Consider the following 16,718-nt stretch of genomic DNA (forward strand, 5'->3'; position numbering starts at 1 on the left):
CCCCAATCCCCAATTATGAGCGTTACTCCTAAAACTGATATCAATTGGCAGCCGATAACATTGCCACAAGCAGATGCTAATGCTGCACCTAACTTTTACGCTGAATTGATACAAGAGACGTTGGCTTTAACTCGTCGCTTGTTTATTCAGCTGCAACGTCGTCCCTCATCTTTGGTTGCCGGAATTATTCAGCCAGTCATGTGGTTGATACTGTTTGGTGCTTTGTTCCAAAATGCCCCCAAGGGTATATTTGGCAATACAACAACCAATTACGGACAATTTTTAGCTGCCGGTATTATTGTATTTACAGCCTTTGCCGGGGCGCTGAATGCTGGTTTACCCGTAATGTTTGACCGTGAGTTCGGCTTTTTGAATCGTTTGCTGGTAGCACCGTTAGCATCGCGGTTTTCTATTGTCTTCGCTTCGGCAATCTTCATCATCAGCCAAAGTTTGCTGCAAGCAGCCGTGATTGTAGCGGCAGCAGCATTTTTGGGCGCTGGACTACCCGATGCAGTTGGTTTAAGTGCGATCGCTCTCATTGTCTTGCTCTTAGCTTTGGGTGTAACAGCCATCTCTCTCGGCTTGGCTTTCGCCCTACCCGGACACATTGAATTGATTGCAGTAATTTTTGTCACCAACCTGCCATTATTATTTGCTAGTACTGCTTTGGCTCCTTTATCCTTCATGCCTCAGTGGTTACAGGTTGTGGCTACCCTGAATCCTCTCAGCTATGCGATCGAACCCATTCGCTATCTGTATCTCCACAGTAGTTGGGGATTAGGTAGCATCGTAATGCAAGCTCCTTGGGGTGATGTTACCTTTGGGGGAGCATTGCTAGTGTTGTTTGGCTTTGCCCTTGTCGCCTTATTGAGCATTCAACCCCAACTGCGTCGGACTCTTGCTTAAGATAAAATAGAGAAATTTTAGGGTCAAAATCCCATGAAAAAACCATTTTTACAAATTACTAGACTCTTTGTAGCTACCGTGGCAGGAATCAGCTTTGCTTCCTTGCTCATGGCTCAACCCAGTTCGGCTCAAATCAGTAGCCCAACGGATGCTTTTCCTAGCAATAGTACAACAGACCAAAATACCGATCCCTTCGCTCGCTCAAACTCAGACAATTTCAACATGTTTGACCTGATTCATCGGGCGAATTTCGGGAGTCTCAACTGGGATTCTAACCAAAAAAACGAACAATTAGACTCAGCCGCAGCAGTCTTTAGAGCAAGTCAACAAAAACGAATTCAACAAGGAGGTCAACCACAACAAGCAACCCCCGCTTCGCCATCGGTTACGCAGCCATCGTTTACGCTGCCATTACCGTCAGGTAACTGAAATCAAACAAAGAACCCCAAGCCTCTAATACTTTGTCAGCTAGTTTTGTGGGTTTGTAGTAAGGACTTTAGTGCTTAGAAAATAAGGACTAAAGTCCTTACTACTAACTTGTTTACCCATCAATTTCAACTTGACAGATTATTAGAGCTTGGGATTGAGACTATTTCAAAAATCCTTAGTTATTGGGGTAAAAAACTACAGCCCAAGTGCAGCTAAAATATCGCCAGCATGGGTGGTAGTATTTACAGCAGTGTCAACATGGGTAATTTTACCGTTGGGGTCAATTACATAGGTGACGCGCTTGGCATAACCGCCGCCATCCACATCGAAAGCTGTGATGAGGGATTTGTCGGAATCAGCCAGTAGGGGAAAATTCAAATTGTATTTTTGGGTAAATGCTTGATGAGAAACCTCATCATCAGCACTGACTCCTAACACTACAACATCTTTACCTTGATACTTAGATTGGGCATCCCGAAAACTACAGGCTTGTTTGGTGCAGCCTGGCGTGTCATCTTTGGGGTAAAAATACAAAACAACGGTCTTACCAGCAAAGTCAGATAACGAGACTGTGTTGCCGTTTGTATCTTTGGCGGTAAATGCAGGTGCATCCGTACCAACTGCTAGAGGCATAATAAACCTTTCCTGTTTCAGATTGTTGATGCACTTGAAATTTTACATTAATTTATAATGATTAAATATAATTACTAAAAAATAGCATAACTATACTTTAGGTAACTAATTTTGGTTAAATGAGGTATTTGGTACAAGAAAAAATATATTCTTGAATTAATCTTTCTTAGAAGAAAAATTTATACCCCTACACAATGGCTGCTGTTGATTCCCAAAACCCAAATATTTTTGTCTATCCTCAAAGCACAGTAGAAAGAGCCGAGCGATCGCTAGTGTGTTCACCCTTCAATTTATCTTTATTTGAAGTTATGGGACACCAGAGTGTTTCATTAACTGCGATCGCCTTAGACAATGGACTCAAGCAAGGCTATACTAAGCGCCCTTTATCAGAATTAGCCTGTGATAACGCCTTGGGTTGGCTGATTCAAGTGGGTGTATTGCGGCGAGAAGTCGATGGTCAGGGGATTACAGATAGTTTTCGCCTCACTCCCTTGGGTCGTCAGTTAGTGGAACAATACCAGGGAAAAAATTGGCGGACACCTTCATGGCGCGATCGTTTATTTGATGCTGTGATTCGTTGGTTGCGGATACCCTTTTAGAATAAAAAACCAAAGAGTTAGGATTAGGCAATCATAGGGAACAATATACACGGAAACATCACATCTTTTCATGAAGTCTTTACCATAATCATCTAATTTAAATTTGTGGTGCTAATGGTGGGCGTGGGACATGGTGATGATTTCTTCTTCCCCTGCTCCCTCATGTAGCTCTGTTCGTTTATTGTTCGCTCCTAAAATTTCACTCTGTATCTTGAAAAACTAACTCATAACAAAATATGAAATCAATTATGGTGGTGGGGACAACATCCCATGCAGGGAAATCACTTTTAACTACAGCTATTTGTCGGATTCTGTCACGGCGTGGTTGGCGGGTGGCTCCCTTTAAAGGTCAAAATATGGCTTTAAATGCTTATGTAACTGCCAATGGGGGAGAAATTGGCTATGCCCAAGCAGTACAAGCTTGGGCTGCGGGAGTCGTACCTTGGGTAGAAATGAACCCAATTTTACTTAAACCCCAAGGGGATATGACTTCCCAAGTAATTATCAAAGGTAGGTCTGTAGGTAAAGTGAGTGCTTCAGATTACTACGAGCAATATTTTGACCTGGGGTGGAAGACAATTGAAGAATCGCTACAGCATTTAGGAACAGAATTTGACATGGTGGTTTGTGAAGGTGCCGGTAGTCCCGCAGAGATTAACCTTAAGCACCGCGATTTAACTAATATGCGGGTGGCAAAATATTTGAATGCGCCAACGATGTTAGTAGTTGACATCGATCGCGGTGGTGCTTTTGCCCATGTGGTAGGAACCTTAGAGTTATTGGAACCAGATGAACGCGCTCTAATTAAGGGTGTAGTAATTAACAAATTTCGAGGACAGCGATCGCTCCTAGATTCGGGAATAAAATGGTTAGAAGAACGGACAGGTATTCCTGTTGTCGGTGTTATACCTTACATGCAAGATGTGTTTTCGACCGAAGACTCCCTTGATTTGCTAGAACGTCAATCGTCGTCGAGTAAAGCTCAAACTGACCTCAATATTGCCGTTATCCGCTTACCAAGAATTGCCAATTTCACCGACTTTGATCCACTGGAATCAGAAAGCACGGTTTCAGTAAAATATCTCAGTCCCAAGCAAGATTTAGGACATCCTGATGCCGTAATTATTCCAGGTACAAAGACCACAATTGCTGATTTACTACTGCTGCAAAAAAGCGGTATGGCAGAAGCTATTCAAAACTATGCGGCTTCTGGGGGTACTGTTTTAGGTATCTGCGGTGGCTATCAAATGCTCGGTCAAATCATCGCCGATCCAGAAGGGATAGAAGGGCAAGCTGGCAGATTTCAGGGGTTAAATCTTTTACCAATTAGAACTGTAATTACCGGACAAAAAATCGCCCGCCAGCGCCAAGTTAGCTCAAATTATCCACAACAAGGCTTACCAGTCAATGGCTTTGAAATTCACCAAGGGCGATCGCGCATCGAACAGCAAGGTGTAGACCCTCAATCCTACCATGCCCTATTTGACGATATTAATTTAGGATTAGTAGATAGTTGTCAATCAGTGTGGGGTAGTTACCTCCACGGGCTTTTTGACAATGGTCCTTGGCGACGCGCTTGGTTAAATCGCCTCCGTCAACAGCGCGGTTTAAAATCTTTGCCCACCGGTGTTGCTAACTACCGCGAACAGCGAGAGCAGATTTTAGATTCCTTAGCCACTGAAGTCGAAAGTCATTTAGACTTAACTCCATTTTTGTCTTAAGCTAGGCTCTAAGCGGAAATTTCAATACGAATTATTAATGGTTGTTCGCGTCCGTTTTTTACCAGATGATATTACAGTAGATGCCGAAGTGGGAGAAGCCATTTTGGATGTAGCAGACCGGGCTGGGGTATTTATTCCCACCGGTTGTCTCATGGGGTCTTGTCACGCTTGTACCGTCGAGTTAGACGATGGAGAAATCATCCGCGCTTGTATCACCGCAGTCCCGCCACGCGAGGAATTGACGATTAATTTGTTTAGCGATCCAACTTGGTAATGTCGCCCCTGTCATTGAGAATGAGAAATTACCGAGAACACTACTTAACGACCGATGCTATCTCCCGTGTTTGATGAATTTGTAGAGGCAAGTCCAGTCACTGTAATGATGCGAGGACTGATGGAAGAAATTTTTAACTCTTCGCGGATGAATCAGCTTTTGGAGACTTATAGTGAACGGCAATACTCTCAAGAGATACTGTTTTCGACTCAGGTGGAAAGGAGAGTTAGAAGGTCAAGTTCAATATCTCCCGTGGCGAAAATCCTGTTGAAGCTATTGTTAGAGGCAGAACAATGGTTGGTAAATTGTGAGAGGTTTGCCCCAAACGCCCCACAACAGAACCCTGTAGAAGATATCTGGTTGCAAGCAAAAAGATTGATTCGAGAATTTTACTTTTTCTGTTATTCTTTCTCTGTTGTTAAGGGGTTATTTGAGTTTGCAATTGATGGTCAAATTTTTGACTTTCCTAAGCTTGATGAATATGGTATTTTCTCACGAATGACTTAGGATTGCCATAGCATATTATTCTAAAATAAATAGCCTATATGAGATTCTATAGATTTTTAACTGAAACTCAAAATAGAGCCATTACAGGCGAATATGGCGCGAGTAGTTATCTGATATACATGATGAAATCAGAGAATGACAGTAGTTATATCAGACTAGCTTACGATCAATCTTATTTTGATAACTAATACTTTTACGCAATTTCTCATCTGCAATGAGACTCGGATAGAGTGCAGCCAACTCATCCAATTGGATCAAATCATTGATTTTTCTATACTTTAAAAAGCCCGTGACGAGGATTGAACTCGTGACCTCACCCTTACCAAGGGTGTGCTCTACCACTGAGCCACACGGGCGAAACTATCATCTAATTTTATCAGCTAAAAGTTAAAATGCTGGGGGTTTTGATGCTCACCCAGTCATTATAACTTATAACTTCGTAAGTGGTGGGCCGGGCTGGATTTGAACCAGCGTAGGCGCTAGCCAACGGATTTACAGTCCGTCTCCATTAACCACTCGGACACCGACCCGATTTGTCTCACGATTTAAAATCTTAGCACCACCTTTTATAATTAGCAAGTAGTTTGAAAAAATAACTTGTGGGTAGAGATCGCAACAAAATTGCGTCTCTACCATCTGGATAAAAATACTGGTTACACGCTCATCTCCAGCATTCGTTGCATTGGTCGCAGTGCAGCAAGGCGAATATCCTCTGACATGGTGATTTCGGGAGTGCGATTTTTCATTGCCCAGTAAAGCTTTTCTAGGGTGTTTAACCGCATAAACGGACATTCGTTACAAGCGCAGTTATTCATCGGCGGTGCAGGAATGAAGTGCTTGTCAGGAGCTAGTTTTTGCATTTGGTGAATGATTCCCGGCTCTGTCGCAACGATAAATTCTTTGGTGGGGCTGCTTTGACAATACTTGAGTAAAGCGGCTGTAGAGCCAATAAAGCTGGCGTGGCGCAATACACTACTTTCACATTCTGGGTGTGCGATCGCCTCTGCTTCGGGATGGGCAATTTTTAACTGGACAATTTTCTTTTCCGAAAAGGTTTCATGGACAACACAGCTACCTTGCCATAGCACCAAATCTCGTCCCGTCTGTTCCATCACATACCGCCCCAAATTCCGATCTGGGGCAAAAATAATCGGCTGTTCTTTCGGTATCTGCTGGACAATTTTCACAGCGTTGGAACTAGTGCAAATAATATCGCTCATCGCCTTGATATCAGCAGAACAGTTGATGTAAGATACCACTATATGATCTGGATGCGCTGCTTTAAAAGCTGCAAACGCCTCTGGTGGACAACTATCTGCTAAAGAACAACCAGCATCCAAATCTGGTAAAAGTACTAATTTATCGGGATTAAGTATCTTTGCTGTTTCGGCCATGAAGTGAACGCCAGCAAAGACTATCACATCCGCATTGGTTTTTTCGGCGGCTCTTGCTAGTTGTAATGAATCCCCAATAAAGTCGGCAATATCCTGAATATCTGGCTCTTGATAATAATGCGCCAGGATAACGGCGTTGAGTTCTTTTTTGAGACTCTGAATCGCGGCAAACAAATCTAGTGGTAGTTCACCCAGTTGGGTGTTTTCTCGTTGAGCTAGTGCAGTGGTAAACACAGTTTAAGGGTGCTTTATGTTGCAAATGTATGTCCTGTGGATTCAATTATAGTAGTTTTTACCAAAAATAGTGGACGGTTGATATTTTGGGGTTGTGTCCAAATCGGGCTGAGTTTCATATCCTGGAGATAGACGGCAAGGAAAGTGGCATGACCAGTCAGAAAACTCAATCGATAAACCTCAAAATTGCTGTAGTTGGAGATATTCACGACCAATGGGAAGTGGAAGATGGCGTTGCACTCAAGCATTTGGGTGTTGACTTAGTGCTGTTTGTCGGGGATTTTGGCAATGAATCGGTGGAAGTGGTCAGAGCGATCGCATCTCTCGATATTCCCAAAGCAGCCGTGATGGGCAACCACGATGCCTGGTATACCGCCACCGAATGGGGACGCAAAAAGGCTCCTTATGACCGCTCTAAGGAAGACTGGGTACAGGAACAACTCGATTTATTAGGTTCGTCCCATGTCGGTTACGGTAAGTTGGATTTTCCCGCTTGGAATTTAACTGTAGTGGGGGGTCGTCCCTTTACTTGGGGTGGCCCAGAGTGGAAATTCGCGGAAATTTGTAAAGAACGTTACGGTGTGACGAGTTTGGAAGAATCTGCCGATCGCATCGTCAAAGCGATCAAAAGCGCCGCTTACGAGACAATTATATTTTTGGGTCACAATGGGCCTAGTGGGTTAGGCGATCGCCCCGAAGACCCCTGCGGCAAAGACTGGCACCCAATTGGCGGCGATTTTGGCGATCCAGATTTTGGCGAGGCGATTTCTCATGCCTTGACTGCTGGTAAAACCATTCCTCTGGTAACATTTGGTCACATGCACCGAGATTTACGCCATACCAAGAAGGTGCAGCGCAAACCCATCTTTAGAAGTCCAGAGGGGACAATTTACTTAAATGCGGCTAGTGTCCCCAGGATTGTGGAAAATGACAGCGAGAAGTTGCGTAATTTTTCCATTGTCACCCTAGAGGCGGGTGTGGTTTCGCAAGTTTCCCTAGTTTGGGTGGGGAATGACTTTCAGGTAGCTAAGGGGGAAATTTTGTACGAGCGATCGCGGATTGTGTCGTAGACATTCGCATCCAGTAGTGCAATCTGCGTAGATAATAGGGTATAGTATGATCTGTCAAGTTTAGTGCTAACCAACAAAAGCGCCTGAATAGCGTCTGAAACTAGGATAAGCACAAGTTTGACAGATTTACTGGAGAGGTGGCAGAGTGGTCGATTGCGTCCGACTTGAAATCGGATGAGGCTAAAACCTCCGGGAGTTCGAATCTCCCCCTCTCCGTTGAATAGTTTGGAGATTAGATATTGGTTAATCGCTATTGCTTACTAGTTCAGCAGGAAGCTGATACAAAATTTTGTATCACACCCATAGTTGGTTTAAGTGATCGGGCAAATCTATTTCCTCTGTTTGCTCAACTGATGGAGTTGGAAGACCACTCAGTTCGTCTAAATCTCGGATTTTTCTAACAAGTATCTGAATTAGAGAACCGTTTTTACCTAACTCAAAAATGTCATTTTTGTCTAAGACAACTATTCTTTTTTGGGTCTTAGCATGAAAAATTACTTGACGTAATCTACAGTCACTGATTGCTCTCTGTCTAGCATCACCTGATTGAGGAAAGCCTGCTGCTCCGTTCAGTGTAAAAAATATTCCTAGTCCGACTGTGCTTGAGAGATTTAAGTCTAAGATGCTGCATAATCGCGCAAACTGTTTGTCAGGCAAGCGATCTTTGGTTGCCTTTGCTTCAACAACTATGCCTCTTTGATTCTCTTTAAGATAGAGCTGATGACAAACATATAACCAAGCTGGTTGATCTCCACTAACTAGAAAATCGTATTGAGGCCCTGCTGACTGAAAGCTCTTGAAGCTTGTGGCTCCTTGAAGTCCACGAAAGACAAGACAGACAATTTGCTCAAGCAACTCACCTGCTTGTTTACTTTGTGGAAGTGTAGGATTTTTCAGTTGTGTAAAGTCTTTGAGTTGTTCTAGATATTGTGAAAGTCTTGGGTCTTTTACGGTGTACAAAAAAGATGCTAACTTATCTGATGCTGGGTCGTCTCTGTTAAGAAGTGCCAGAGTATCGAGAGCTGATTGAACTAACTCTTCTTGACTGGGCATACCTTAATTAGAGAAATTCGATTGAATGCATAGACTTTGCCATAATATCAAAGGACAATTCATTGTAGTCTTCAACACTCTTTTCACAAAATGGACAAACCCAAGGCAAATTGGGAAAGCCTTGACCATAGGGAATTGCTCCTGCTGGCACATCTGGGTCACAGTTATGATAAATGAGAAGCTGATTTTCACAGAGTCCCTCAGCTTCGAGAACAGCTATGACTGCAAGCGCTTCAAAGTATTCCAATCCCAATCTGACGGCAAGCTGGTGTGGCATAGCCGTTTTTGATGGTTCCTGAAAGTGCCTACTCAGTTCAGCCCTTTGCTCACCAGATAGGAAATCTAAACGTCCTTTACAAATCACGCTGACCATTGCCTTAGCCTCGAAGTCCAAGTTCCCTTAGAAGAAACTTTAGTACACCCGTACTCCCTCCATAGTATCCTGAATGGCACTTTAGGTGCTGAAGAGAATCTTGGGTTTTAGAAACGGGTTTGAGTCCAAAGTAACAATGTGCTTTGAAAAGCTTTTCTAATTGGGCTTTGGTTTTTGAACCTTCAGTGTCAGCTTCCCTCAAATTGACTTCTCTGTCTAGACTGAATTCATAAGATTTAGTGCCCCATTCTTTGAGCAGAGTACGCAAAAGGGCATTTTCAACATTACTGATTTTCTCTATATCATCTGTAAAGCCAAGTGTCTCTAGTGCAGATTCAGCTAATTGTCGAGAGAGTGCCTGTAACCCACTCGCATCAATTTCGTGTACTCCAGAACTATGAGCATTCAAAGCCACCCCTGCAGATTCTGCTCTTATCCGCAAGTGCTGCCATTTATAGTGAAAATCATTGATAGATTTGTTGAGATATTTGTTCCACATTTCATGCAGAACTAAACGAGGAAGATTGGGGTGAACCCATTGACCTTGCAGATAATCAGCTAATTGATCGAAGAATGCCGGAATATACAACCAGAAAGGAAACTGCGTTGATTTATCTGTGTGTTCATCACTGCGTGGAGTAAATGAGAAGCCTTCCCATGATAAAGCAACATAATTATGACCAACCTCAGCAATGACAGACCAACGAATATTGCATTCCTCAAATTGACTAGTTTCACCAGTCCTCCTGCGGATGTAATCAGGAATCTTATAGGTGCGAATATACCATTTCTTTAATCCCGTAGTCTCTTGAATAGGGCCATACCAGCCCTCTTCACCAAATTCTCTTAATAGCAAAGCGGGCGACTTTAAACTAGGTGTATGGGCACTCTGTCCTTGCTTGATGCTCAACCACATCCTTGGCTGCTTGACATAGGCTAGTAGAACTTTGTCTGTAGTAAGTTCACCCTTTTCAAGAGAATCAGCTATGTATAAAGCTATTTTTTCTTTCTTTTCTTTACTCGTAGCTGACGGAGCAATTTCTCTGAGGGTTGCAGCCTTAAACTCCGAACTAGACAAAAATTGTACGCAAAAATCTCTGCCAGAAGGGAAGCCATAATCCACAAAAGCGTTAATGCTCATAGAATTTTTTTGAGGAGGTCAATTTTACTAAGTGGAAGTGATATTAGCACTCAGAGCATACTAAGATAGCGTCTAATTTAAGTATTTAGTTTTGATATTTGTTTCAAAAGCGATTGCTCCCTTCACCCTTTGCTTGCATTATGCTATCATTTTGATAAATTCTACTTTGAGGTAAAGCGATGGCTACCCTTTATGTAAGAAATTTACCCGATGATTTGTATGCAAAGCTGCAAGAGTTAGCGGCATCTGAACACCGTTCCATTAACGCCCAAGTTATAACTCTGTTAGAACAAGCTTTAAAAACTGAAGCACAGCAAACAGAAGAAGAAAGACGAAAGAATGTGCCAAAACTTTTAGAGGAAATCCGTCTTCGCCGTGAAAAGCTACCAACTGATATCGAATGGCCTGACAGCACTGCCATGATTAGAGAAGATCGGGACAGATGACAATTCCTGTTAGGTGCGTTGTGGATGCTAGTGTGTCCGTTAAGCAATTTATTCCCGATCCGCTAACAGCCAAGGTTAATCAACTGTTTGCTCACCTTGCCTATCCCGAAACAGAAATCTTTGTACCTGACCTGTTTTACATTGAGTGTGCAAACGTTTTGTGGAAGTATGCTCGTGCAGGTAGTTACGATGTTTCTCTGATTCAAGGGAATTTAGCTAGTCTCAAAGCTTTTCCGTTGCGTGTTGTCTCCACGGCTGATTTGATGGCGGATGCAGTTGCGATCGCATTAAATTATGGAATCTCCGCCTACGATGGCTCTTATGTTGCACTTTCACAGCAGGTAGGTGCTACTTTACTGACTCTCGACGGTAAGCTGGTGAAAGCTCTAGCAGCTTCGTCTTACAATGTTTCCTCGTTTAATGACTTCGAGGTTCCGCCGTTGGAGTCAACATAATTACTAATTCGTAATTCGTAATTCGTAATTCAATGATCAAAAATGTCTTTTATTTATAACCGCACGGTTCGCTTTCAAGATACTGATGCTGCTGGGGTAGTTTATTTTGCTAACGTTTTGGCTATTTGCCATGAAGCTTATGAAGAATCTCTAGAAGCATCAAATATTAATCTCAAAGATTTTTTTACTAATCCGTCTGTGGGGTTTCCCATTGTTCATGCTAGTGTGGATTTTTTGCGCCCTATATTTGTAGGAGACAAGTTGCTAATTAGCTTAATTCCCCAAAAAATAGGTGTTGATAAGTTTGAAATTACTTATGAAATTACTGTGAGTGAGGTGTTAGTTGCTAAGGCTATTACTCGGCATGTTTGTATTGATGCAAGTAGTAGAACTAAGCAGGAATTACCTGATGAGATTATTCAGTGGTTGGAGACGAACCGACGCTGAGGGCGCAGAGAGAAGAAAGTCGAGAGAGATTATGTGATGGGATTTTGGAGGAATTCTGTGGCTATTTGCTGTAGCTGTTGGCGGTTAATTTTACCTTGGGAGTTACGGGGTAAGTTTTGCTGGGGAATCCAATATTTAGGGATTTTAAATTTACTGAGTTTGTCTTTGAGTAGGGTTTGAATGTTTAAGGCAGAGGTATCTGATTTTTTGGGAATGTAAATCGCTGTTAAGGCTTCTCCCCAGTGTTTATCTGGGATGCCGATGACACAAATATCAGCAACCATTTGAGTAGCTTGTATAGCTGATTCAATCTCTGCTGGATAAATATTTTCTCCACCTGTAATAATTTTGTCGCTGTTACGTCCGACAATATTTAAATGACCTTGAGCGTCTAAAAAGCCTAAATCATCTACTTGGAAAATATCTTGATTTTCTCTGGTTATAGGATAGTAACCAAGGGCTAAAGATTGAGCGTAAATGGTGATATTTCCGATTTGATTGGAATTTAAAATTTCGCCTTGCTGATTGCGAATAGTTACTTTTGCATGGGGAAGAATTTGACCACTGCTAATTTTACCTCTCAGAAAATCATCTGGTTTGAGGGTAGCAATTTGAGAGGCGGTTTCTGTCATGCCATAGGTAGGTGCTAACCTAATGCGGTGAAATCTAGCTTTTTCTAATAGTTCGTTCCACGCTGGCGCACCTCCCAAAAGTACAGTATTAAATTGGGATAGCCATTCAGTTAATTCTGGATTTTGCAGGAGTCTTTGTAACTGCGTTGGTACTAAAGATATGAAATATTCTGATTGTTTAATATTAAATATTTTACCAGATTCTACATCTTTAAATGCTTGAATAGCTAGTTTGCCTCCGGTGGTGAAAGAACGTATAAATTGCATTAAACCGCTAACGTGATATAACGGCAACATACAAAATGAATTGACCTGTTTTAGTTGAAAATATTCTGTAAACCCTTGTACTGATGCTGTGAGAGTTTCCCAAGTATGAATTGCAAATTTCATCTGTCCCGATGAACCACCTGTAGGAATCATGATGTGATTGGGCATTGGGCATTGGTAATTATTTCCATTCCCTATTCCCCATTCCCTATTCCCTATTCCCAAAATAATATCTGGCTGTACTAAATCAAAGACTTGTTGCCATTCTTGTGTTCCCCAATCAGGGTTACAAAGAAAAACTGGGCAATTAGCTGCACAAGCGGCAATAAAACTTGCTAGAAACCCTATTGGTTCGCGTTCAGCTAAGATGATTATTGGTGGCGTTCCGCACGTTGATAGTTGTGTTAGTTCTAAATATAATTCTTGAGCTATTTGATTAAATTTACGGCTGTCATAACCGATAAGCCAATCATCCTGAGCCAGGTTATTAAGATAGTTTAAAGGTCTTTCCATAAACTTTGAAGCCAGGTTTCTTCTTGTTCAAAAAAATGGTCGATACCAAAACCAATTGCCCTGTTGTTTTGGGATAATTCGGCTGCTAGTTGGAGTGCTGCAAGTCTAGCGATCGCAGTTTCAAATACTGATGAAAATACAGTATCAATTAGATACTGGTGGCAAAACTTTCTCAAACGAGATGGCGATCCGACTATCCCAGGTTTGATGACAAAAACCCCTCGCCAACCTTGTTGATGACAGGCGGTGAGTTGTGCAAGTGTGGCGACAGATTCATCTAAAGCGATCGCAGTTTCATAACTCGTACTCAATTTCAACATCTGCTGAAATTGCTCAACGGGTAGCGGTTGTTCGATAAATTCAATTTCTAGGGCTAGTTCTTCATTTGCCTTGAGATTGTCGCAAGTTCGCAGCCATAAGTTAGCTTCCTCATAGCTGAGTCCACCGTTGGCATCTAATCGTAGTTTGGTAAAGGCTGGTAAGGTGTGTATCAATGACTCAAAAATTTTTAGTTCATGAGCGATCGCATCCACACCAATTTTCCACTTAAACGTGCGATATCCCTTCTGCCACAAAGTTTCCCATTGATTTAAAGCCGCTTCCCCTGCTGGTAATAAGGCGCTGTAAGATTGGGCATGGGGCATTGGGCATTGGGCATTGGGCATTGAAAAGAATTCACTTTCCCACTCCCACGCTGACTCAAAGCCAAATTGACAAGCAGGTAACTCATCTGGGATGGAGAAAATTATCTCGTCTGTGATTTCTCCTGGGAGTTGGCGACAAAAATCTAAGGCTTGTTCTAGGGTTTCGGAACCAAACCAGCTAATGGGGGCAATTTCTCCCCAGCCGACTTTGAGAGTTTCATCGGTGAGACGGAGGATAATACCTTCACGAATATCCCACTTACCATGATTAGTGGTAAGCGATCGCAAAAATCTTCGCTGATATGGACGAAATTCAAATTGATAACGCATCAATTAATAATTGTTAAAGCATAAATCCCAATCCCAACAACGAGCAAGCCCAGAAATGCACGGCTACGGCGATGAATTTACAGTTACTAACTTTGTCAGGCTGATTGTGATTCTCTTGGACATGGCGGCATAATTTGACAGCAAAGGGTAAACTCACCCAACTCAGCAATGTCCAAACTGGAGAAATCCCCAATAGTACAAATAGCAAGGTGAGGGGATAAATACTACCAGTAAACCAAACTAGGAGTTGGGCCCCTTTTTGGGTTCCCAGACGGACGATAGGCGATCGCTTCCCTGCGGCTATGTCATCCTTAACTTGGTGAAAGTGTGAGCAAAACAAAATTAAGGTTGTGGCAATCCCAACGATCGCTGAGGCTGCTAAACTTGTCATTGACCAAGTTTGAGTTTGGCTGTAGTAGGCTGCCTCCACTGCTAAGGGGCCAAAGGCAAAAAAGCAAATAATCTCGCCTAAACCCTGATATCCTAAGCGAAAGGGAGGCCCTTGGTAGGTGTAGCCTAAACCGCAGCACAGCAGTATTATACCGATAACAGTTAGGTCTTGTTGCCAATATGCGATCGCTAGTATGCCCAGCAACCCCAAACCTAAACACAAATTTCCGATCCAAAATATTAATGGCTTATTGCCTGTTAAGTTCACCAGAGAATGGTGCTTATTTTGATCGATACCTGTTTCAGAATCAAAGACATCATTACTGATATTTTCCCAGGCAAGAATTAAGATTGCCGCAGCTACAAAAGTAGAAAATACTACACCATTGAACATTTTAGTTTCAGCATAAGCTACTGCTGTTCCTACCCAAATAGGCATAATGGCAACGCTGTACATTGGCGGTTTAATCGCTGCCATCCATAACTTAGTGTTGGGATATAAAATTTGCTTGGTAGTCATCAGTTGCGATTAATTAAATTACCAGAATATTGCTCACACTTTAGATTTTATGATTTAAACAGACGCTAGATATGAGTGATATATAAATAACTATCACTTTTCCTATGGCTTGTTAACCTTGTGTTGTTAACACTCACCCTCACGTTGCAGTCTCAGGCTAAAACTGTCTTATTATGGTCTAGGAACACCATGAACAAAGCAAATCCTACGCTGGTGAAATGGCAACTTAATATGTTACCTGTAAAAATACGACCACGATTAATTACACTTTAGGAAGTAACTTAAAAAAAATTTACTATCGTTAGATCCATGACAGTTTCACCATGTCGTAGCAACTTGTTTGTAGAGCGCAAAGATTTATATCAATTTTTGTTATCAGTCCAAGAAAAGTGCCTCCAAAATAATGACAAGCAAATTGTCAGTATCTCTCAAGAGATCGATTTAGTCGATCCTTTACTTGTATTGGATCGACTTACACAAGCAAATGAAATAAATTTTTACTTTGAGGACAGAGCTAAAGGAGAAGCGATCGCAGCAATCGATTCTGTAGCAAAATTACAGATTGATGGTGCAGATCGTTTTGCTCAAGCTGAATATTTTATCAAATCTTGTCTAAAAAATATAATTAATTTTGGTAACGCTAATCAACCTTTTTCTGGGCCTCACTTTTTTTCTTATTTCAGCTTTTTTGATAAAAATGCCCAAGTCGATTATCCATTTCCATCTGCTACCATTTTTCTTCCACGTTGGCAAGTAGCTGTTAAAAATCAGCGTTGTATATTAGTAACAAATATAATTCTTAATGAAAATACAAATATTCAAAGGTTATTGGAGAATGTGCAAAATAAAATTGAATTTATCCAATCTTTAGAATATTACTCTGCTAATATTGATTCTTTTTCGACAAATTTATACAAAAAATCTGTCACAAATGCTACTCAGTTTAAACGTTCAGTAGTATCTGTTTTGGAAAAAATTCGGTCTAGTCATTTAAGCAAGATTGTTCTAGCAGATATATTAGATGTCAAATCAAGCAATCATTTTGACTTAATTAAATCTTTAAATAATCTTAGGCAAATACATCCTAATTGTTATATCTTTTCTACCAGTAATGGCAAAGGACAAAACTTTATTGGTGCAAGTCCAGAAAGATTAATTAGTATTAATAATCAACAGTTAATTACAGATGCTTTGGCTGGTTCTGCACCACGAGGTAAAACCCCTGCTGAAGATGCGGCTAATGCCAATCGCTTACTTAATAGTGAAAAAGAAAAGCACGAACATTCGTTAGTGCTTAATTTTATCACCCAACGCCTACGCCAACTAGGTTTGTCACCACAGATATTAGCACCACGGCTGCGACAATTATCGAATATCCAGCATTTATGGACACCAATAAGTGCTGTAGTTCCAGTTAACATTCACCCATTAAAGATTGTCGGACAATTGCATCCTACACCAGCCGTTGCAGGTGCAGCACGAGATGTAGCCTGTGCTGAAATTCGCCGTTACGAAAGCTTTGAGAGAGGTTTGTATGCTGCGCCTCTAGGTTGGATAGATTCTCAGGGAAACTGTGAGTTTATTGTGGGAATTCGGTCAGCATTGATTGATGGCGATCGCGCGAGATTGTATGCTGGTGCTGGTATTGTTGCTGGCTCCGATCCGGATAAGGAATTTGCAGAGGTGCAGCTTAAGCTTCAGGCGTTACTTAAAGCCTTAGTTTAAATAAGCCCAATTAAA

General features: G+C 41.8%; 17 protein-coding genes, 3 tRNA genes and 2 pseudogenes. 12 read left to right on the forward strand and 10 right to left on the reverse strand.

Annotated features, from left to right (window positions below):
• The first annotated feature begins 15 nt into the window (after positions 1–15).
• Both CDG77_RS15375 and CDG77_RS15380 read left to right on the forward strand, forming a co-directional pair.
• The gene (locus CDG77_RS15375; RefSeq protein WP_094330263.1) at positions 16–906 is read left to right on the forward strand and encodes an ABC transporter permease; all 891 of its coding nucleotides are present in this window, start codon (positions 16–18) and stop codon (positions 904–906) included.
• Between the two features lie 33 nt (positions 907–939).
• Positions 940–1,335 (forward strand): hypothetical protein, encoded by a 396-nt coding sequence (locus tag CDG77_RS15380; protein ID WP_094330225.1) that lies wholly within the window; start codon positions 940–942, stop codon positions 1,333–1,335.
• 195 nt (positions 1,336–1,530) lie between these two features.
• Here CDG77_RS15380 and CDG77_RS15385 read toward each other — a convergent pair whose 3' ends face one another.
• Positions 1,531–1,968: a peroxiredoxin gene (locus tag CDG77_RS15385; protein WP_094330226.1), complete on the reverse strand. Its 438-nt coding sequence runs from the start codon at positions 1,966–1,968 to the stop codon at positions 1,531–1,533.
• Positions 1,969–2,162: 194 nt separating this feature from the next.
• Here CDG77_RS15385 and CDG77_RS15390 point away from each other — a divergent pair, with 194 nt between their 5' ends.
• The 4 genes and pseudogenes from CDG77_RS15390 to CDG77_RS15405 form a co-directional block, all read left to right on the forward strand.
• Positions 2,163–2,567: an Npun_F0494 family protein gene (locus tag CDG77_RS15390; RefSeq protein ID WP_094330227.1), complete on the forward strand. Its 405-nt coding sequence runs from the start codon at positions 2,163–2,165 to the stop codon at positions 2,565–2,567.
• Positions 2,568–2,803: 236 nt separating this feature from the next.
• Positions 2,804–4,288, forward strand: coding sequence for a cobyric acid synthase CobQ (gene cobQ, locus CDG77_RS15395; protein ID WP_094330228.1), 1,485 nt, complete (start codon positions 2,804–2,806; stop codon positions 4,286–4,288).
• Positions 4,289–4,325: 37 nt separating this feature from the next.
• On the forward strand, positions 4,326–4,562 hold the full coding sequence (locus CDG77_RS15400) for a 2Fe-2S iron-sulfur cluster-binding protein (RefSeq protein ID WP_094330229.1): 237 nt from the start codon (positions 4,326–4,328) through the stop codon (positions 4,560–4,562).
• A gap of 279 nt (positions 4,563–4,841) precedes the next feature.
• A pseudogene (locus CDG77_RS15405) lies at positions 4,842–5,069 on the forward strand (IS630 family transposase); the annotation flags it as partial.
• 284 nt (positions 5,070–5,353) lie between these two features.
• Here CDG77_RS15405 and CDG77_RS15410 read toward each other — a convergent pair.
• The 3 genes from CDG77_RS15410 to nadA all read right to left on the reverse strand — a co-directional run bounded on the left by CDG77_RS15410 (position 5,354) and on the right by nadA (position 6,697).
• Positions 5,354–5,425, reverse strand: a tRNA-Thr gene (locus CDG77_RS15410).
• A gap of 88 nt (positions 5,426–5,513) precedes the next feature.
• Positions 5,514–5,599: transfer RNA gene (locus CDG77_RS15415), tRNA-Tyr, on the reverse strand.
• A gap of 123 nt (positions 5,600–5,722) precedes the next feature.
• Positions 5,723–6,697: a quinolinate synthase NadA gene (nadA, locus tag CDG77_RS15420; protein ID WP_094330230.1), complete on the reverse strand. Its 975-nt coding sequence runs from the start codon at positions 6,695–6,697 to the stop codon at positions 5,723–5,725.
• Between the two features lie 149 nt (positions 6,698–6,846).
• Between nadA and CDG77_RS15425 the strand changes: the two genes are divergently transcribed.
• Positions 6,847–7,767, forward strand: a complete 921-nt coding sequence (locus CDG77_RS15425; RefSeq protein ID WP_094330231.1) for a TIGR04168 family protein — start codon at positions 6,847–6,849, stop codon at positions 7,765–7,767.
• A 131-nt stretch (positions 7,768–7,898) separates the two neighbouring features.
• A tRNA-Ser gene (locus CDG77_RS15430) sits at positions 7,899–7,983 on the forward strand.
• A 78-nt stretch (positions 7,984–8,061) separates the two neighbouring features.
• Here the strand turns inward: CDG77_RS15430 and CDG77_RS15435 are convergent.
• The 3 genes from CDG77_RS15435 to CDG77_RS36535 are packed head-to-tail and all read right to left on the reverse strand — an operon-like array spanning position 8,062 to position 10,334.
• Positions 8,062–8,820: a hypothetical protein gene (locus CDG77_RS15435; RefSeq protein WP_094330232.1), complete on the reverse strand. Its 759-nt coding sequence runs from the start codon at positions 8,818–8,820 to the stop codon at positions 8,062–8,064.
• Positions 8,821–8,827: 7 nt separating this feature from the next.
• Positions 8,828–9,193 carry a hypothetical protein gene (locus CDG77_RS15440; protein ID WP_094330233.1) on the reverse strand — a complete coding sequence of 122 codons (366 nt, stop codon included), beginning with the start codon at positions 9,191–9,193 and terminating at the stop codon, positions 8,828–8,830.
• 4 nt (positions 9,194–9,197) lie between these two features.
• A complete protein-coding gene (locus CDG77_RS36535; protein WP_181154352.1) occupies positions 9,198–10,334 on the reverse strand; it encodes a hypothetical protein in 1,137 nt (378 codons plus the stop codon).
• A gap of 179 nt (positions 10,335–10,513) precedes the next feature.
• On the opposite strand from CDG77_RS36535, the gene CDG77_RS15450 reads away from it, so the two are divergent.
• The 3 genes and pseudogenes from CDG77_RS15450 (at position 10,514) to CDG77_RS15460 (ending at position 11,719) form a co-directional block, all read left to right on the forward strand.
• A complete protein-coding gene (locus CDG77_RS15450) occupies positions 10,514–10,780 on the forward strand; it encodes a FitA-like ribbon-helix-helix domain-containing protein (RefSeq protein ID WP_094330234.1) in 267 nt (88 codons plus the stop codon).
• Positions 10,777–11,235 carry a type II toxin-antitoxin system VapC family toxin gene (locus CDG77_RS15455; RefSeq protein WP_094330235.1) on the forward strand — a complete coding sequence of 153 codons (459 nt, stop codon included), beginning with the start codon at positions 10,777–10,779 and terminating at the stop codon, positions 11,233–11,235. The genes CDG77_RS15450 and CDG77_RS15455 overlap by 4 nt, the downstream gene beginning before the upstream one ends.
• Positions 11,236–11,277: 42 nt before the next feature.
• Positions 11,278–11,719 (forward strand): annotated as a pseudogene (locus tag CDG77_RS15460) (acyl-CoA thioesterase).
• Here the strand turns inward: CDG77_RS15460 and CDG77_RS15465 are convergent.
• The 3 genes from CDG77_RS15465 to menA are packed head-to-tail and all read right to left on the reverse strand — an operon-like array spanning position 11,712 to position 14,978.
• Positions 11,712–13,094 carry a 2-succinylbenzoate--CoA ligase gene (locus CDG77_RS15465; protein ID WP_094330236.1) on the reverse strand — a complete coding sequence of 461 codons (1,383 nt, stop codon included), beginning with the start codon at positions 13,092–13,094 and terminating at the stop codon, positions 11,712–11,714. The pseudogene CDG77_RS15460 and the gene CDG77_RS15465 sit on opposite strands and share 8 nt — an antisense overlap.
• Positions 13,079–14,068 carry an o-succinylbenzoate synthase gene (locus CDG77_RS15470; RefSeq protein WP_094330237.1) on the reverse strand — a complete coding sequence of 330 codons (990 nt, stop codon included), beginning with the start codon at positions 14,066–14,068 and terminating at the stop codon, positions 13,079–13,081. Before CDG77_RS15470 ends, CDG77_RS15465 begins: the two co-directional genes overlap by 16 nt.
• 13 nt (positions 14,069–14,081) lie before the next feature.
• On the reverse strand, positions 14,082–14,978 hold the full coding sequence (menA, locus tag CDG77_RS15475) for a 2-carboxy-1,4-naphthoquinone phytyltransferase (protein WP_094330238.1): 897 nt from the start codon (positions 14,976–14,978) through the stop codon (positions 14,082–14,084).
• Positions 14,979–15,287: 309 nt separating this feature from the next.
• Between menA and CDG77_RS15480 the strand changes: the two genes are divergently transcribed.
• Positions 15,288–16,703, forward strand: coding sequence for an isochorismate synthase (locus tag CDG77_RS15480; RefSeq protein ID WP_094330239.1), 1,416 nt, complete (start codon positions 15,288–15,290; stop codon positions 16,701–16,703).
• Positions 16,704–16,718 lie beyond the last annotated feature (15 nt).

Origin of the sequence: Nostoc sp. 'Peltigera membranacea cyanobiont' 213 (genome assembly GCF_002245975.1) — a bacterium.
Lineage (GTDB): Bacteria > Cyanobacteriota > Cyanobacteriia > Cyanobacteriales > Nostocaceae > Nostoc.

Bases quoted from the DNA above. Each gene is read 5' to 3' on its own strand.
- CDG77_RS15375 (WP_094330263.1), top strand. From the start codon at position 16: ATGAGCGTTACTCCTAAAACTGATATCAATTGGCAGCCGATAACATTG.
- CDG77_RS15380 (WP_094330225.1), top strand. From the start codon at position 940: ATGAAAAAACCATTTTTACAAATTACTAGACTCTTTGTAGCTACCGTG.
- CDG77_RS15385 (WP_094330226.1), bottom strand. From the start codon at position 1,968: ATGCCTCTAGCAGTTGGTACGGATGCACCTGCATTTACCGCCAAAGAT.
- CDG77_RS15390 (WP_094330227.1), top strand. From the start codon at position 2,163: ATGGCTGCTGTTGATTCCCAAAACCCAAATATTTTTGTCTATCCTCAA.
- cobQ (WP_094330228.1), top strand. From the start codon at position 2,804: ATGAAATCAATTATGGTGGTGGGGACAACATCCCATGCAGGGAAATCA.
- CDG77_RS15400 (WP_094330229.1), top strand. From the start codon at position 4,326: ATGGTTGTTCGCGTCCGTTTTTTACCAGATGATATTACAGTAGATGCC.
- CDG77_RS15425 (WP_094330231.1), top strand. From the start codon at position 6,847: ATGACCAGTCAGAAAACTCAATCGATAAACCTCAAAATTGCTGTAGTT.
- CDG77_RS15435 (WP_094330232.1), bottom strand. From the start codon at position 8,820: ATGCCCAGTCAAGAAGAGTTAGTTCAATCAGCTCTCGATACTCTGGCA.
- CDG77_RS15440 (WP_094330233.1), bottom strand. From the start codon at position 9,193: ATGGTCAGCGTGATTTGTAAAGGACGTTTAGATTTCCTATCTGGTGAG.
- CDG77_RS36535 (WP_181154352.1), bottom strand. From the start codon at position 10,334: ATGAGCATTAACGCTTTTGTGGATTATGGCTTCCCTTCTGGCAGAGAT.
- CDG77_RS15450 (WP_094330234.1), top strand. From the start codon at position 10,514: ATGGCTACCCTTTATGTAAGAAATTTACCCGATGATTTGTATGCAAAG.
- CDG77_RS15455 (WP_094330235.1), top strand. From the start codon at position 10,777: ATGACAATTCCTGTTAGGTGCGTTGTGGATGCTAGTGTGTCCGTTAAG.
- CDG77_RS15465 (WP_094330236.1), bottom strand. From the start codon at position 13,094: ATGGAAAGACCTTTAAACTATCTTAATAACCTGGCTCAGGATGATTGG.
- CDG77_RS15470 (WP_094330237.1), bottom strand. From the start codon at position 14,068: ATGCGTTATCAATTTGAATTTCGTCCATATCAGCGAAGATTTTTGCGA.
- menA (WP_094330238.1), bottom strand. From the start codon at position 14,978: ATGACTACCAAGCAAATTTTATATCCCAACACTAAGTTATGGATGGCA.
- CDG77_RS15480 (WP_094330239.1), top strand. From the start codon at position 15,288: ATGACAGTTTCACCATGTCGTAGCAACTTGTTTGTAGAGCGCAAAGAT.